Annotated in this window: 14 protein-coding genes; 8 read left to right on the top strand and 6 right to left on the bottom strand. The window is 63.3% G+C overall.

The window, feature by feature from the left end:
* Positions 1–43 precede the first annotated feature (43 nt).
* Positions 44–709 carry a glycine zipper 2TM domain-containing protein gene (locus VFW72_RS04325; RefSeq protein WP_329673044.1) on the top strand — a complete coding sequence of 222 codons (666 nt, stop codon included), beginning with the start codon at positions 44–46 and terminating at the stop codon, positions 707–709.
* 97 nt (positions 710–806) lie between these two features.
* Positions 807–1,157, top strand: coding sequence for a hypothetical protein (locus tag VFW72_RS04320; RefSeq protein ID WP_329673043.1), 351 nt, complete (start codon positions 807–809; stop codon positions 1,155–1,157).
* Between the two features lie 23 nt (positions 1,158–1,180).
* Here VFW72_RS04320 and VFW72_RS04315 read toward each other — a convergent pair whose 3' ends face one another.
* The gene (locus tag VFW72_RS04315; protein WP_329673042.1) at positions 1,181–2,362 is read right to left on the bottom strand and encodes an alkane 1-monooxygenase; all 1,182 of its coding nucleotides are present in this window, start codon (positions 2,360–2,362) and stop codon (positions 1,181–1,183) included.
* Between the two features lie 47 nt (positions 2,363–2,409).
* A complete protein-coding gene (locus tag VFW72_RS04310) occupies positions 2,410–3,444 on the bottom strand; it encodes a 2Fe-2S iron-sulfur cluster-binding protein (protein WP_329673041.1) in 1,035 nt (344 codons plus the stop codon).
* Between the two features lie 119 nt (positions 3,445–3,563).
* Between VFW72_RS04310 and VFW72_RS04305 the strand changes: the two genes are divergently transcribed.
* Both VFW72_RS04305 and VFW72_RS04300 read left to right on the top strand, forming a co-directional pair.
* The gene (locus tag VFW72_RS04305) at positions 3,564–4,586 is read left to right on the top strand and encodes an AraC family transcriptional regulator (RefSeq protein ID WP_329673040.1); all 1,023 of its coding nucleotides are present in this window, start codon (positions 3,564–3,566) and stop codon (positions 4,584–4,586) included.
* A gap of 85 nt (positions 4,587–4,671) precedes the next feature.
* Entirely contained in the window at positions 4,672–5,019 is a 348-nt protein-coding gene (locus tag VFW72_RS04300; protein ID WP_329673039.1) for an HPF/RaiA family ribosome-associated protein, read from the top strand.
* 59 nt (positions 5,020–5,078) lie between these two features.
* Here the strand turns inward: VFW72_RS04300 and VFW72_RS04295 are convergent, their stop codons facing one another.
* Positions 5,079–5,957, bottom strand: coding sequence for a metal-dependent hydrolase (locus VFW72_RS04295; protein ID WP_329673038.1), 879 nt, complete (start codon positions 5,955–5,957; stop codon positions 5,079–5,081).
* 60 nt (positions 5,958–6,017) lie between these two features.
* Positions 6,018–7,556, bottom strand: a complete 1,539-nt coding sequence (locus tag VFW72_RS04290) for a flavin-containing monooxygenase (protein WP_414638774.1) — start codon at positions 7,554–7,556, stop codon at positions 6,018–6,020.
* A gap of 169 nt (positions 7,557–7,725) precedes the next feature.
* On the opposite strand from VFW72_RS04290, the gene VFW72_RS04285 reads away from it, so the two are divergent.
* Both VFW72_RS04285 and VFW72_RS04280 read left to right on the top strand, forming a co-directional pair.
* Positions 7,726–8,988 (top strand): PucR family transcriptional regulator, encoded by a 1,263-nt coding sequence (locus VFW72_RS04285; RefSeq protein ID WP_329673036.1) that lies wholly within the window; start codon positions 7,726–7,728, stop codon positions 8,986–8,988.
* 103 nt (positions 8,989–9,091) lie between these two features.
* Positions 9,092–9,721 carry an MBL fold metallo-hydrolase gene (locus VFW72_RS04280; RefSeq protein ID WP_329673035.1) on the top strand — a complete coding sequence of 210 codons (630 nt, stop codon included), beginning with the start codon at positions 9,092–9,094 and terminating at the stop codon, positions 9,719–9,721.
* A 21-nt stretch (positions 9,722–9,742) separates the two neighbouring features.
* On the opposite strand, the gene VFW72_RS04275 is transcribed toward VFW72_RS04280, so the two are convergent.
* Together VFW72_RS04275 and VFW72_RS04270 are read right to left on the bottom strand one after the other, a co-directional pair.
* Complete coding sequence (locus VFW72_RS04275) at positions 9,743–10,660, bottom strand: M48 family metallopeptidase (protein WP_329673034.1); 918 nt, start codon at positions 10,658–10,660, stop codon at positions 9,743–9,745.
* Between the two features lie 61 nt (positions 10,661–10,721).
* Positions 10,722–12,239, bottom strand: a complete 1,518-nt coding sequence (locus tag VFW72_RS04270; RefSeq protein ID WP_329673033.1) for an MFS transporter — start codon at positions 12,237–12,239, stop codon at positions 10,722–10,724.
* Between the two features lie 156 nt (positions 12,240–12,395).
* On the opposite strand from VFW72_RS04270, the gene VFW72_RS04265 reads away from it, so the two are divergent.
* Complete coding sequence (locus VFW72_RS04265; protein ID WP_329673032.1) at positions 12,396–14,138, top strand: methyl-accepting chemotaxis protein; 1,743 nt, start codon at positions 12,396–12,398, stop codon at positions 14,136–14,138.
* 101 nt (positions 14,139–14,239) lie between these two features.
* A complete protein-coding gene (otnI, locus tag VFW72_RS04260) occupies positions 14,240–15,043 on the top strand; it encodes a 2-oxo-tetronate isomerase (protein ID WP_329673031.1) in 804 nt (267 codons plus the stop codon).
* Positions 15,044–15,050: the final 7 nt, after the last annotated feature.

The raw sequence follows: 15,050 nt of genomic DNA, 5'->3' as shown, positions 1-15,050 counted from the left end.
AACACAATGAGTGTTTTCAACCCACAGCATGAAGGAGAAGTCCATGTCTGAAGCAACCACCCCGTCCAAGGGCCCCAACACCGCATTGCTGGCTGGGGGCGGCATCGCCCTGGTGGGTCTGGGCCTGGCTGCGGGCATGTTCTTGCGCTCCCCCTCCAGCAACGACGCTGCTGCCCCTCAAGCGGCATCGGCAGCATCTGTCGCCTCGGTGGCGTCGGCACCCTCCTCGGCCACGACCCCAGCTCCGACTGCCCCCCAGGCAGCCAACGATGCGCCCGCCCGCAACGAGCCCGTGAAGGCGGCGCGTCGACATGATGCGGAACGCCATCGCAATGCTGACGGCGGCCAACCGGTGGCTCAACCTGTTCGCCAAGTGTGCGGCACCTGCGGCACGGTTGACAATGTCCGCGCCGTCAGCGTGGCCGGTGAAGGTTCGGGCGTGGGTGCCGTGGCCGGTGGGGTCATTGGCGGCGTGCTGGGCAACCAGATGGGCAAGGGCAGCGGCAAGACCGCCATGACCGTGCTGGGCGCCATTGGCGGCGGCGTGGCCGGCAATGAAATCGAGAAGCGCCAGCGCGCTGAAACGGTGTACGAAGTCACCGTGCGCATGGATGACGGCAGCTACCGCACCGTGACCCAGAAAACCGCCCCCGCCGCAGGCAGCCGCGTGGAAGTGGAAGGCGACAGCGTTCGCCCCAGCAACCGTTAAGCCGGAGATCACAGGCTGACTGGATCGCCCCATCCAGTCGGCTTCTCCTCAAGGGGCCTTTCGCGCATGGCTTGGCCCACGCGCTCAGGAGATCACGATGAGCCCAACCCGCTTCGACACCCGTTTCGGTCTTGCCTCCCTCCTGGTTCTCTCGCTGGCCAGTGGCGGCAGCGCCTGGGCAGCCAGCAAAGAGAAGAAGCCTGCACCGCCCCCGGCGGCGGCGATGATGGCTTCAGCCGCATCTGCCGCAGCGTCTGGCCCCATGAGAGGCCGTTGCGAGACCCCGCCTGCCGATTGCGAAGGGCATCGCAAAGACATGCAGGAGCACCGCAAAGAGATGCACGAACAGCGCAAGGACATGAGGGAAAAGCACCGCGCTGATCACATGAAGCAGCGCGGCATGGGCATGATGGGCGCCCCCAGCGGCGCCAGCGCGCCGGGCAAGTAAGCCCACCCTCACCTTGTGGTGACTCAACGAGCGGAGGCTGCTGGCACCAGGGCCTCCATTTCGGCAATGCCGCTGCGGGCATTGGCCTGCGCTGCCAACGCGCGCTCTTCTGGCGTCGCGTAGTCGCGATCCCAGGCCAGCACCTTGGGCGTCATCAGCTTGTGCCACAGCGGTGGAATCATGGCCACGAGGATGGTGGTCAGGTAGCCATTGATCATCATGGGCGCATCGGGGAAGGGCTTCAGGTCTTGATACGGCACTTCACCTTGTGCATGGTGATGTGAGTGCCGGGTCAGATTGAACATGGCCCACGAGCTGATGCGCTTGTTGGTATTCCATGAATGGCGAGGCTGCACAGGCGTGGCAGGGTTGCGCACCATGCCGTAGTGCTCCATGTAGTTCACGATCTCCAGCAACGCCTTGCCCCACAGACCGCAGGCGGTGAAGAACAAGGCCGCTTGCCAGCCCCCCATTGCTGCCGCCACGCCGACCAACAGCACGCTCATGAGGTGGCCACGGATGACCGCGTTGTGCCACGAGAACAAGCCTTGCCCCTTGCGAGCCAGACGCTTTTGTTCAATGCGCCAGGCACTGATGTTGCCCTTGATGGTCGAGGCCACGATGTGGAAGTACACATTGCGGCCACGGGGTGCGGTGGCGGGGTCTTCGGTGGTCGACACATAGCGGTGGTGACCATAGACGTGCTCGATCGCGAACACGGTGTCAAAGCTGAAGGCCAGCAACCAGCGCCCCACCAGCATGGAAATCGGGTCCCAGGTGCGGTGGGTCAGTTCGTGGCCGGTGATGGTCCCCACCATGCCGATCATCAATCCGGTCACGATCACGGTGGACACATGGTGAATGGACGCGGTGGCCTCGCGTGCGGCCAGGACGTCATAGCCGGTCCAGTGTGTCAAGGCTGCACCAAACCCCAAAGGGTCACCAGGACTGACGCTCCAGATCGCCGCAAACACGATGAAAGACAGCAAGGGCAGCGCCATCCACAGCTGCACGGTGAGGATACCGGGGTACTCGAATTTCGGGGTCGAGGTGTCATCGCCGCACAGGGCGTCGCCCACCACATAGATGACCAGCACGCTGATCAAGCCCATGGTGATGTAGGCCCCGCCGGCCAGCACAGCGGCTGCCGACAACAGGCCGATGACATGGAAGAGGAAGTACTTGAGGTAGTGAAGTAGTTTCATGGTCTCGCTCTTTGTTGTGTGTTTCAGGGACAAGGCTTCTGACTGCGTCAAGCTGCGACAGGCAAGCTGTCGTGCTGGGTAGAAAAGCGATCGGCGAAGATGTCTTCACGGCGCACACCGTGCAACTTCAGCACCGGCATGGCGTGATCGATCATGGCCGGCGGCCCGCACAGGTAAGCCTGCGAGCCCGCTTCGATGAGCTGGGGAATCTGGTCGCTGACCAGCCCCCGGGCACCGACCCAGTTCGACTCCTCCGGTTCGGCCGACAGCACCGGCAAGAAACGGAAACGCCCGGCCCACTGCTGGCTCAAGGCCTCGATCTCGTCGAGGGCGTAGAGGTCTTGCTGCGTGCGCGCACCAAACAGCAAGGTGGCGGAGCGCTGCACCCCTTGGTTGGCCGCGTCTTTCAACAGCGCCAACATGGGCGCCAGCCCACTGCCACCGGCAATCAGGATCAGGGGCGAGGTGCCTGGGCGCAACCAGAAATCGCCCACGGGTCCATCCACAATCAGGGCCTGGCCCATCACGTTTTGCTCATGAATGGCCGAGGAGAAGACACCGCCAGGCACATGGCGCACAAAGAAGGCGACCTGCGCGTCCGCTTGCGCGGGGGTGGCAAACGAATAGCTGCGCTGCACACCGGGCAGCGACGCCAGGCTGATGTCGGCAAACTGACCGGCCTTGTACGACAAGGCTTCATCCAACTGAACCCGCACCCGGGTGATATCGCGGGTCAGGCGCTCCTGGCCAATGACACGTCCGCTGACCTGACGGCGAACGGGCTGGCTGCTCAAGTCGACCTCGATGGTGACGTCGCCCTGCGGCACCGATTGGCAAGCCAGGATGTAGCCCTGATCCAATTCAGCATCCGACAACACGTAGCTGGCCTCGGTCAGCTCCTTGACCTTGCCCTGAACCAGCTTGCACTTGCAGGTGGCGCAGCCCCCGACCCGGCAGCTGTAGGGGATGGCCACTCCCTCGCGCAGCGCTGCCTGCAGCAGGGTCTCTTTGGGTTGCACCGTCACGCTTTGCGCGTTGATGGTCGCGGTGCTCGGTTTCTTCTTGGTCAGAAAGGAAAACATGCGGGGGCTCCGGTACTTCTGAAACTGGATCAAGCCATGCCTGCATCGTAGAAAGACGGCCGCTTCCCGGGTAGGTTGCGAATTGACATTCATGGGTCATTTATTGACAATCCCGCGCCATGACGCCCGCACAAGACTTCACCCTGCCGATGCACTACGTGCGTCAGATCGCCGACCAGGTCCGCAGCCTGGGGGGCGATGTGGCCGCCTGGCTGAGTCGCAGCCAGCTCACCGAGGCCGACCTGCAGGACACCGCTCGGGGTTTGCCTTTCCTGGTGGTCTACCAACTGGTGCGCGATGCACTGGAGCTGACGGGCGAGCCCGCGCTGGGCCTCCTGGTGGGCGAGCGCCTGGTGGTCAACACGCACGGCATGCTGGGCTACGCCGCCATGAACAGCGCCACCTTGCGGCAAGCGCTCGACCTGTTCGAGCGCTACATCGGGCTGCGCACCTCGCTGGTGTCGGTGAGCCACCGGGTAGAGGGCGCTGTGGTGCAAGTTCAGTTCAACGAGCCCCTGCCGCTGGGCGACATTCGACGCACGGTGCTGGAAGCCATCATGCTGACGGTGAAGAACGTGCTCGATGCCATCACCATGGGCTCACGCCATGTGATGTGGGTGGCTTTTCCCTTCCCGGCTACCGGCTATAGCGATCTGGCTCAAGACCTTTTTCATGCCGATGTGCGCTATGGTCAGAGTTGGGCGGGCTTTACCATTCCCGCCAGCGTGCTGGATCAGCCCCTGAGCATGGCTGACCCGGCCACGTTTGCGCAGGCCGCCGCGATCTGCCAGCGAGAACTGGACAAGCTGCAGCAAAACACCTCGCTGAGCGCGCAGGTGCGCCGCATCATGCTGGAAAAGCAGAACGGCTTTCCGTCCTTGAACGTAACCGCTCGCCTGTTTCACATGACGCCACGCACCTTGCACCGCCGCCTGCAGGACGAGGGCACTTCGTACAAGGACATTCTGGAAAACGTGCGCCACATGCTGGCGCTGGAATACCTCAAGGCAGGCCACCCCATTGGCGAAGTGGCCTACACCCTGGGCTACACCGATCTGGCGAACTTCCGCCGAGCGTTCAAGCGCTGGGAGGGCATGGCCCCATCCGCCTACGCCGATTTGATGCGGGTTAAACCGAACTGAAAGCCATCGATTCGCTGCGCAGATCCAACATTTTTCCGACGCAAAGCGATCTAAACTGAACTTGCAACATCCTCAAGGACTCGCCATGCAAGTATTGCTTCATACCGATAACCACGTCGAAGGCCGTCAGGGAATGGCCGATCATCTCGAAACTGTCGTGAAGGACGCGTTGCACCGCTTTGGCGACCATGTGACCCGAGTCGAAGCTCACCTGAGCGACGCGGTCAGCCACAGCAAGTCGTCTCCCGACGACATTCACTGCACACTGGAGGCTCGCTTGTCGAACCTGCCCCCCGTGATCGTGAAGGACCACGCCCCCACAGCGCACCAGGCCATTTCCGGCGCCGTCGACAAGCTCAAGCGCGCGGTGACCACCGCCGTGGAAAAGCATGACACCCGTCGCCCGGGTCAAGGCGCCCAGCCCGAACTTTGACGTTCGGACCTGTCGCCATCAGGGGCCCTTCGTGGGCCCCTTTCCTTTTTCAGTGCGTGTCAGTGCGCCACAGCCAGAACCGCCTGACCGGCCGCAATCGGATCTCGCGTGCGGTTCATGGCGTCCAGCCAGACTGGGTAGCTGGCGGTGCCCCCATCCTGCCAGGGATGAAAGCCCGGGCGGTAGTAGCGCAGATACGAGCGCCACGACGAACTGAACAGCCCCTTGGGGCCGTACACCCACCACAAGCCTTTGGCGAACAACTTCGTGCGCTGCCAGAACGAAAAGCCATCGTGCTTGAGCATGTAGCCGGCAAACAGCAAGATCTGCAGATTGAATGACAAGGTCACTTCAATCTGGGTCCAGATGCGGCGCAGGTAACCCACCTTGGCCACCTTCTGCATCACATCAAAGGCCACGGCCTTGTGCTCCATTTCTTCCATGGCGTGCCAGGCATACAGCGCAAACATGCGCGGGTCGGCATCGCCCATGATGTCTTTGCGCTCGAACAGCGTCTCGGCCATGATGGCTGTGAGGTGCTCGCATGCCGCGGTGGCAGAGAGGGTATGGGCCTTGGGCATGTACTTGCGCATGATGCCGAACAGGAAGCCACGAGTCAGCCCCTCAAGCCAATCCACATCGATGCCCTGCGACTTCAGGTGCTCGTTGAACTGATTGTGGATGATGCCGTGTTGCCCTTCCTGGCGGATGAAGTCCTTGATTTCCTGCAGCAGTTGTGGGTCGGTCACCTGGTCTCGGTAATCGCGCACGCAAGAAATGAAGAAGCGCTCACCCTCAGGAAAGATGGTGGACATGGCGTCGCAAAAGCGTGTCTTGAAAGGATCGCCGCCCAGCCAATACTTCGGCACTGGTTGATCCAACCCGAAATCGAGCTTTTCGCGCGGAACGATGGGCGCTTGTTTAACCTTGCTGGTCATGTTATTCCTTTCTATTCAATCGGGCCAATTCGCCTGAATGGCCTGAATGTCATGCGCCGATCAGGCGGCTGCGCGGAGGGCTGTCGTGCCGGCTGACGAGGTTGACTGGGGGGCCGCGCCGAATCTCGCCGGCGTGAACTGCAGACAGGGATCGTCGACCGCGCCCTCACGCAAGATGGCCACGTCTTGCTGGTAGTCCATTGACATCACCCAAGGCGCGCCTGCCCCCTGGCGCGGCAGGTGAGGGAGTGCGCGCTGCACATAGCCCGCACCGAAATCCAGCAAGGGGCGCGTGGGCATGTCAGCCGACGGCACATGAGGGGTGCACACACCAAAGCCCTGCTGATCCATGTGCGCCAGCAAGCGGCAGAAGTGCTCGCAGATGGGGCCCACCTTCAAGGTCCACGACGAATTGGTATAGCCCACGATGAAAGCAAGGTTAGGCAGGTCGCTGAGCATCATGCCCTTGAAGGCCACCTTGCTGGCCAGATCGACCGGGGCGCCATCCAGGGTGAGCCCAATGCCGCCAAACAACTGCAGGTTCAAGCCGGTGGCGGTGACGATGATGTCGGCTTCCAGTTCGCGCCCCGACTTCAGCCGCACGCCCTTTTCAGTGAAGGTGTCGATGTGATCGGTCACCACCGAGGCCTTGCCGGCTGAGATGGCCTTGAACAAATCGCCGTCGGGCACCGCACACAGGCGCTGGTCCCAAGGGTTGTAGGGCGGGTTGAAATGTTCGTCAACCGGGTAGCCCTTGGGCAGTTGCAGCCGGTTGGTCCAGCGAATGACACGGCGCGCGGCTTGCGGATAGGTCTGGCACAGGCGCCAGATGGCGCGCGACAAGGAGATGTTCTTTTTCCGCGTCAGGGCATAGGCCCAGGTATCGGGCAGGATCCTGCGCAGGCCATTGGCAATCGGGTCACGCGAAGGCAGGCTGATCACATAGGTGGGCGTGCGCTGCAACATGGTCACATGCGCGGCCTGGTCGGTCATCGCGGGCACCAAGGTCACGGCCGTGGCGCCGCTGCCGATGACCAGCACGCGCTTGCCACGGTAGTCCAGGTTTTCAGGCCAATGCTGCGGGTGAATGAGTTGGCCCTTGAAGCGTTCTGCCCCATCGAATCGCGGGCTGAAGCCCTCGTCATAGCGGTAATAGCCAGCCGCCGAGAACAACCACTGGCAGCTGAACGTCTTGCGCGCCGAGGTGCCCTGCACCTCCACCTCGACGGTCCACCGCTGGGCCTGGCTGCTCCAATTGGCGCTCACCACCTTGTGGTGATAGCGAATCTTGCGGTCGATGCCGTGCTCGGCGGCCGCCTCACGCAGGTAGGCCAGGATGGCTCCCGCGTCGGCAATGGCCTTGTCATTCACCCAGGGCTTGAACTCGTAGCCGAAGGTGTGCAGATCGGAATCAGAGCGGATGCCAGGGTAGCGAAACAGATCCCAGGTGCCACCACTGGCTTCACGCGCCTCCAGGATGGCAAACGATTTGCCGGGCTGTTCCTTTTGCAGGTAGTAGGCCGCACCGATGCCGGACAGACCGGCCCCCACGATGAGAACGTCCAGGTGCTCGACAGAGGGCAAGGAATGAACGGACACGGTGTACTCCTGAGTGACCACGAACAAGGCAATGGCCGAGATGTTCTTGATTTGGCACAAGGCAAACAAGGTATAAATTGCACCAACAAGGCATCATCGTGGTGCAATTTGAACCATCCCCCTGGGAAAGTGGCCACAGGGCCCGGCCCCAGACTTTCCCTAGGTCCGCATGAACAGCGCCTCGCTTTCCCCCGCCGCTCCCCGCTGGCCCCTGCCCTCCCCGAGGGTGTGCGAACTGCTGCGCCAGGGCGCCGAAATCGCCCTCAACGCCCCACAGGCCTGGCTGGATGAGATCGATCAGGCCAGCGTGCCCACGGACGACCTCAAGTTCGTGGCGGAGGACCCGGTGCTGATGGCGGCTTCCCGCCGCGCCACGCGCTCGAGCCTGACGCACTGGGCGGCGGCCAACATCGAGCGCCCAGGGGCACCGGTGCCGCCACACATTTCGCCTGACATGCTGAGCAACGCCCGCGAATTGGTGCGCCGACAAGCCACCGACCTCATCTTCAACGCCGCACGCTCCATGCAAAGCGCGGCCTGGCAGTTGTGGATGACGATTGCCTTCAGCCTGACATCCGACCCTGCCGAGTTGCGGGAATTGCTGGACGTGTCCGCACGCTCGATTGCGGCCTTCATCGATGGCACGATGGAGCAGATCAACGCCTTCATGAAGGCCGAGCGCGAAGCACAGATGCGAGGCACGCTGGTCGACCGCCGTGATCTGGTCACCCGCATCCTCGAAGGGGTGGCCATGGATGAGCGCGAAGCCAGCCAGCGGCTGGACTATCCACTCGGCCACAAACACCATGCCGCCGTGATCTGGTGCGAAGAGGCGGAAACCGAACTGGGGCAACTCGAAACCTCGGCACGCATCCTGGCAGATTGGGCAGGTTCGAGCCCGCTGCTGATGGTGATTGCCAATGCCGCCACGCTGTGGGTATGGGCCTCGGCCGATGGCCGTGAGCTGACGCTGTCACGTCTGAATCAGGCCCTCCAGGCCCTGCCGGGCGTGCGCATGACGCTGGGCAGCGGCGACCGCGGCATCGATGGCTTTCGCCGAGCCCATCTGGAGGCCCTGAGCACCCAGCGCATGCTGGGACGCTTGCGGGCCGATGCCCAGGTGGTGAGCTTTGATCAGGTTCGGTTGGTCAGCCTGATGTCGCACGATGCCGAAGCCTGCCGGCAGTTCGTGAGCCACACCCTGGGCGCCCTGAGCACGGCGCCGGAATCGTTGCAGATCACGCTGTTGACCTACTTGCAGACCGGCTGCAACCTGACCGAAACCGCGCAACGGTTGCACACCCATCGCAACACCCTGCTGCGCCGCTTGGCTCGAGCAGAGGAATTGCTACCCGCCCCCCTCGCATCCAACCGCGTGCACATTGCGGCAGCACTGGAAGCCCTGAACTGGTCAGGCCACCGTGGCCGGTGAGTCAGGTGCGAAGGCATTTCACCCTGGCGCAGATCGGGGCTCCTGTCAGACAGTGCTACCCTTGCGCGCAATCACAGACACCCAATCGACTTCGACTCCCGTCATGCTGCAGCGCCTCACCATCCCCGTCACCGCGTTTGAACAGAATTGCTCACTCATCTGGTGCGATGAAACGGGCGACGCGGCGCTGATCGACCCAGGCGGCGACATCCCGGTGCTCGAACAAGCGGTGCGCGAACGCGGGCTGAGCCTGAAGGCCATCTGGCTGACGCACGCGCACATCGACCACGCCGGCGGCACCGGCACCCTGGCGCGCACGCACCAGCTTCCCATCGTCGGCCCCCACCCGGGCGACCAGTTCTGGATTGACGGTCTGCCCAAGCAGGCACAGATGTTCGGCTTCCCACAAGCCGAGCCGTTCAAACCCACGCAGTGGCTGAAAGACGGCGATGAGGTTCAACTGGGGCGTTGCAAGCTGCAGGTCATCCACTGCCCAGGCCACACGCCCGGCCATGTGGTGTTTTTCGACCCCACAGCCCGCCACGCCTATGTAGGCGACGTGCTGTTTGCTGGCAGCATTGGCCGCACCGATTTCCCTGGCGGCAACCATGCCGACCTGATCCACGCGATCAAGCACAAACTGCTGCCGCTCGGCGACGACATCACCTTCACGCCAGGTCACGGCCCCGAGAGCACGTTCGGGGAAGAACGCCTGTCCAACCCCTTCCTGTAAGCCCCCTCGAACCGCCCCCAGTCAGGACGCGACACCCCAGTAAATCAGGTGGCGGTAGGGGTCGTTGTTGTAGGCCTCACCCGAGCGCTTGGGAACGTCGTAGCGCTGTGCCGGCTTGGCGGCCCGATCGAACAAGGGCATGACCTTGGGCAGGTTGGCTTCGATTTCCTGGATGCGGGTGTTGCCCGAAGGGTGAGTGGACAGCCATTGTGGCGGTGCGCCCTTGGAGGCCGCCCCCATCTTCTGCCACAGACTCACGCCTGCACGGGGGTCATACCCGGCCCGGGCTGCCAACTCCATGCCGACCAGATCGGCCTCGGACTCGTTTTCGCGGCTGAACTTCAGGGTCAGCAACTGCCCGCCCATGTTCAGCAAAGCGTCGCCCGTGCTCCCCAGGCCCAGCAGGCCCGAGATCAAGTTGGCACCCAGCTTGGTGGCCGAGGTCTTGCCCATGCGTTCACGCGCATGCTCACGCAAGGCGTGGGCAATTTCGTGGCCCATCACCATGGCCACTTCGTCATCGGTCAGCTTGAGCTGGTCAAGGATGCCGGTGTAGAACGCGATCTTGCCGCCAGGCATGCAAAAGGCGTTGAGCTCTTTCGAGTTCAGCACATTGACTTCCCACTTCCACTGGGAGGCGCGCTTGTTCCACTCGTAGCTGAAGGGGATGAGGCGCTGCGCGATGGCACGCAGGCGCACCACCTGAGGGTGGTTATCGGGCAGCAAAGCGCCCTTCTGGCGTGCTTCCTGCCCCATCTGGGCGTACTGCTGTTGCGCGGCCTGCTCCACGTCTTCCGCCGGCACCAGGCGAGTCGCCCATGACTGCTTGCCAACGTCAACGCCCTCACGCGCCCACGCCGGTCCACCAGCCAAGGCAGCCATCGACAGCACCACCGCCACACTCAGTTTCGACACTCGCGATGCCACACGCTGATTCATGATTTGAAAATTGCTTCGTTGTCAGATGAAATACGCAGGCGGCCAAACGGCCCCCTACGCCTTACTCGCGCTCGAGCATACGACGAACCGCCGGCAAGAGCACATAGGCCGGGAATGACAGCCAGAACGTGAGGAAAAAGAAGGCGGCATAGCCCATCTGCTCCACCCCCAAGCCCCCAGCCCAGCCCGCCACCGCCCGCGAGAACGCGAAGATGGACGACAGGATGGCGTATTCGGTCGTGCCCCGCTGTTTGTCGGTGATGCCCATCAGGAAGGCCATGAAGGCCCCGGTACCCAGCCCGCCCGTCAAACTTTCGAGACCGCTGGCGAAGTAGACCGCGACTTGATAGCCAGGTTCCACGGCGGTGCCTGGGGCCGCATGGGGCACATACCAGGCCGCCAGGGCGTAGCCCAAGTTGGACAGGGCCTGCGCCAGCCCGAGCACCCACAAGCCTTTGAAGATGCCCAGCCGGTCCACATACCAGCCGCCAATCAAGCCGCCCACGATCGACAAGCCCAGGCCCACATTGACGCTGACCAGGCCAATTTGCGCCGGGGTGAACCCACTGTCCACCCAAAAGGGCTTGACCATGAAGCCCATGGCCGCATCACCCAACTTGAACAGCAGAATGAATATGAGCACCGGCAACATGCCCGGCCGCGCCAGCAAGGACACCCAGGCGCCAAACACCGGGCCATCGGCCATGGCGTGGGCCTGAGGGCCGCGTGCCGCGCGCACCATCAGCCCTGCCCCGGTCAGCATCAAGCTCACTGGGACCGCCCCCTTGAACCACCAGGTGCTGCTGTAAGGCAACAGGGCTTCCCACTGCAACCATTTCGCCAAGGGGCCCAGCACCGGCCACAACAAACCCATCAAGACCAGCCCCAACGCCAGCAACCACAGCGGCTGTTCGCGCAAGGCTTGCCATTCGCGGGCCGAAGCACCCTCGACTTTGGTGGGCGCGGCGGGCTGGCGGGGCGCGAGCAGTACCGCCAAACCGTTGATGAGCATGAGCACCGCCCCCATGCCGTAGGCGGCCGACCAACTGGGCTGCCCGGCCTCGCCCATGGCGCCGGCCACCACCAGCAAGCCCCCTGCAGCCAGCATGCCCACACGGTAAAAGCCAATGCGCAAGCCGTTGGCGATGCCGTATTGGCCTTTACTAAGCAACTCGATGGTGTAGCCGTCGGTGGCGATGTCGTTGGTGGCCGACAGCACGGTGAAGGCCGTCAACAGCACCCAGGGCCAGGTCGCCCCCTGCCCCAAGGCTTGAGGGTTCAGCGCCAGCGCCACCAGCACCGCCGCCATGCCCCAGTTCGCGCCGGCAATCCACCAGCGATGCCCTCGCCAGGCATCCACCAGCGGCGCCCACAGGAATTTGACCGTCCACGCCAACCCGATCAGGCTCAAGAGGCCAATTTCTGCCGGTCCGACGCCGGCCTGGCGCAAGTTCACCGGGAAAAGGTCGTAAAACAGTCCGAGGGGCAGCCCTTCGGAAAAGTACAGGATGGCCACCCAGGCCATCAGGCGCCGAGCGCCCCAACGGGTCTCTCGGGCTGCTTGATTGGTTGATTGCATCCCCCGATTCTAGGAACTGCACAGGGCAAGCCCGAGTTTGGCCGGGAGAAACCGGATTTTTCTGACCCTTGACCTTCAGTTTCCAAGACAAGATGCCGATACCGGTCATGGGTCGCCCCCAGGTCGTTTATCGGGGCGAGCGCCGTAGGAGGCACAATGAACTTTCGAACCAAAATCTGGATGTTGCCCATCAGCGCAGCCGCGGTCTTCGTGGTGGGCGTTGGCGTGAGTTTCGCCGTGGGTGAGCGCACCTCCGATGTGCTGAAGCACCTGCATGAGGTGGACAACCCCCATTTCGCTTACGTCAACACCATTGACCGCAGCACCGAGCAGCTCAAGCTGACACTGCAAACCGCCGCAGCCGAGGGTGATGCCGACAAGCTCAAGGAAACCGAGGTGATGGTGGCCGCCGCGCACGATGCGCTGGCCAACATGCAGAAGCTGCCAGAAAAGACCGCCATCGCCAGAGAGCTGGCGCAGGCCTTCGATGCCTATCAGGTCCCAGCGATTGGCTCGGTTCGCGCCGTGCTGACCAACCAGCCACCGGGTGACGCCTTGCAACGCATGCAAGCCGCACTGACTGGCCTGCAAAAGCAGCTCGACGAGCAAAAGCTCTCGGCCAAGAATGCAATTGACGAAGCCCAGGACGCCGCTCGTCGTGGCGTGAACACCAATCTGTGGGTCACCATCGTGACCGGCGTGATCGTGCTGGGTGTGCTGGGTCTGGCTTCTGCCGCCATCGTGTCGTCGGTGTGGCAGGACCTGGGCGATGAGCCCTCGAACCTGCGCCAACTCGTGCGCCGCATTGCCGATGGCGATCTGGATGTCGATCTGGGTCAGGTCACCGCGCAAGACAAGTCCTTGCGCGCATCGGTCATCGCCATGACGGCTCGCCTGCGTGAAACGATCGCGCTGATCCGCCAGGCCACCGACTCGATCTCGACCGCATCGACCGAAATTGCCAGCGGCAACCAGGATCTGTCGGCCCGGACCGAAACCACCGCCTCGAATCTGCAGCAAACCGCCAGCTCGATGGAAGAGTTGACCGGCAACGTGCGCCAGAGCGCTGACGCCGCCCGTCAGGCCAACCAACTGGCCTCGGGCGCTGCCACAGCCGCGCAGCGCGGTGAAGAGATCGTGTCGCAAGTGGTGTCGAACATGTCGGAAATCGACGACGCCAGCCGCAAGATCACCGAGATCATCACCGTGATCGACGGCATTGCCTTCCAGACCAACATCCTGGCGCTGAACGCCGCCGTGGAAGCCGCCCGCGCCGGCGAACAAGGCCGCGGTTTCGCCGTGGTGGCTGGTGAAGTGCGTTCGCTGGCCCAACGCAGCGCCAACGCCGCCAAGGAAATCAAGTCTTTGATCAACGCCTCCAGCGAAAAGGTGGAGTCAGGCTCGAGGCTGGTGAAGGATGCCGGCTCATCGATGATGGAAATCCTCAACAGCGTGCAGCGCGTGTCGGACATCATTGGCGAAATCTCGGCTGCCTCGACCGAACAGAGCCAGGGCATTGGCCAGGTGAACCAGTCGGTCACCCAGCTGGATCAAATGACCCAGCAAAATGCCGCCTTGGTCGAACAATCGGCCGCAGCGGCGGAAAGTCTGAAAGATCAAGCCGCCCGTCTGGCGCAAGCTGTGTCGGCCTTCAAGCTGGGCCACGCCCAGGCCGAAGCACACGGGGCCGCTCAATCGGTGATCGCGCGTGCCAAGGTCAGCGCGGCCACCAGCGTCAAGCCTCAGACCAGCTACACCCCACCGGCCAGCAAGCCGGTGCAAGTGGCTGCCGCGCCCAAGCTGAGCAGTCCCGCCGTGAGCGAACCGATGGAGTCACCTGCGGCCGCCCCGAAGGCCAGCAACGCCTCGTCCCACGACTCGGACTGGGAAACTTTCTGATGGTGTAGCCGCCTCACGCGGCCCGCCCCCGACCTGACGCCGGCTTCCAGCCGGCGTTTTTCATGGCGCCAAGCGTTTTTCGCGCTACCCTAGCGGCCCTGATGAGCGCCTCCCTGAAATTCGCAGCCAATTTGTCCTGGCTGTACACCGACTTGCCCTTCCTGGACCGATTCGCCGCCGCGGCGGCTGACGGCTTCCAGGGTGTGGAATGCCTGTTTCCGCATGAACACCCACGTGCCGAGGTCGCTGCGCGCCTGCGTGATCTGGGGCTGCAATTGGTGCTGTTCAATGCCGAGCCGGGTCTGTGGGCTGCGGGTGAACGCGGCTTGGCCAGCCTGGCCGGTCGCGAAGCCGAGTTTCGCGACACCATCACGCGCGCCCTCGATCTGGCACAGGCGTTGAATTGCCCACGCGTGCACGTGATGGCTGGGCTGTGCCAGGACAGCGATCGGACAGCGGCCTGGGCTCGCTATGAATCCAACTTGGGCTGGGCGGTTGACCAGGCGCGCCAGGCCGACCGCATCCTGATGATCGAGCCCATCAACGGTCGCGACATGCCCGGCTACCTGTTGCAGCGGCAAGCCGAGGCACACACCTTGGTCGAGCGTATCGGATCCCCCCATTTGCAAGTGCAGATGGACCTTTACCATTGTCAGATTGTTGAAGGTGACCTGACCACGAAGCTGCGCCACTGGCTGCCCAGCGGACAGGCGGGCCACCTGCAGATCGCAGCCGTTCCTGACCGGGGCGAGCCCGATCAGGGCGAACTGTCCTACTCCCATGTGTTTGCCGAACTGCGCGCCCTCCAGTGGGCGGGTTGGATCGGCTGTGAATACCGGCCTCGTCAGGCTGGCGCAGGCGGCACCTCGGCCGGCCTGGGCTGGCTGCGCGAAGCTCGGCTCTGATGCGTCC

This window comes from Aquabacterium sp. (assembly GCF_036273115.1).
Lineage (GTDB): Bacteria > Pseudomonadota > Gammaproteobacteria > Burkholderiales > Burkholderiaceae_C > Aquabacterium.
This window is presented reverse-complemented; position numbering and strand designations above follow the sequence as displayed.

Excerpts from the sequence above, each read along its gene's own strand:
- VFW72_RS04325 (WP_329673044.1), top strand. The coding sequence starts at position 44 with ATGTCTGAAGCAACCACCCCGTCCAAGGGCCCCAACACCGCATTGCTG.
- VFW72_RS04320 (WP_329673043.1), top strand. The coding sequence starts at position 807 with ATGAGCCCAACCCGCTTCGACACCCGTTTCGGTCTTGCCTCCCTCCTG.
- VFW72_RS04315 (WP_329673042.1), bottom strand. The coding sequence starts at position 2,362 with ATGAAACTACTTCACTACCTCAAGTACTTCCTCTTCCATGTCATCGGC.
- VFW72_RS04310 (WP_329673041.1), bottom strand. The coding sequence starts at position 3,444 with ATGTTTTCCTTTCTGACCAAGAAGAAACCGAGCACCGCGACCATCAAC.
- VFW72_RS04305 (WP_329673040.1), top strand. The coding sequence starts at position 3,564 with ATGACGCCCGCACAAGACTTCACCCTGCCGATGCACTACGTGCGTCAG.
- VFW72_RS04300 (WP_329673039.1), top strand. The coding sequence starts at position 4,672 with ATGCAAGTATTGCTTCATACCGATAACCACGTCGAAGGCCGTCAGGGA.
- VFW72_RS04295 (WP_329673038.1), bottom strand. The coding sequence starts at position 5,957 with ATGACCAGCAAGGTTAAACAAGCGCCCATCGTTCCGCGCGAAAAGCTC.
- VFW72_RS04285 (WP_329673036.1), top strand. The coding sequence starts at position 7,726 with ATGAACAGCGCCTCGCTTTCCCCCGCCGCTCCCCGCTGGCCCCTGCCC.
- VFW72_RS04280 (WP_329673035.1), top strand. The coding sequence starts at position 9,092 with ATGCTGCAGCGCCTCACCATCCCCGTCACCGCGTTTGAACAGAATTGC.
- VFW72_RS04275 (WP_329673034.1), bottom strand. The coding sequence starts at position 10,660 with ATGAATCAGCGTGTGGCATCGCGAGTGTCGAAACTGAGTGTGGCGGTG.
- VFW72_RS04270 (WP_329673033.1), bottom strand. The coding sequence starts at position 12,239 with ATGCAATCAACCAATCAAGCAGCCCGAGAGACCCGTTGGGGCGCTCGG.
- VFW72_RS04265 (WP_329673032.1), top strand. The coding sequence starts at position 12,396 with ATGAACTTTCGAACCAAAATCTGGATGTTGCCCATCAGCGCAGCCGCG.
- otnI (WP_329673031.1), top strand. The coding sequence starts at position 14,240 with ATGAGCGCCTCCCTGAAATTCGCAGCCAATTTGTCCTGGCTGTACACC.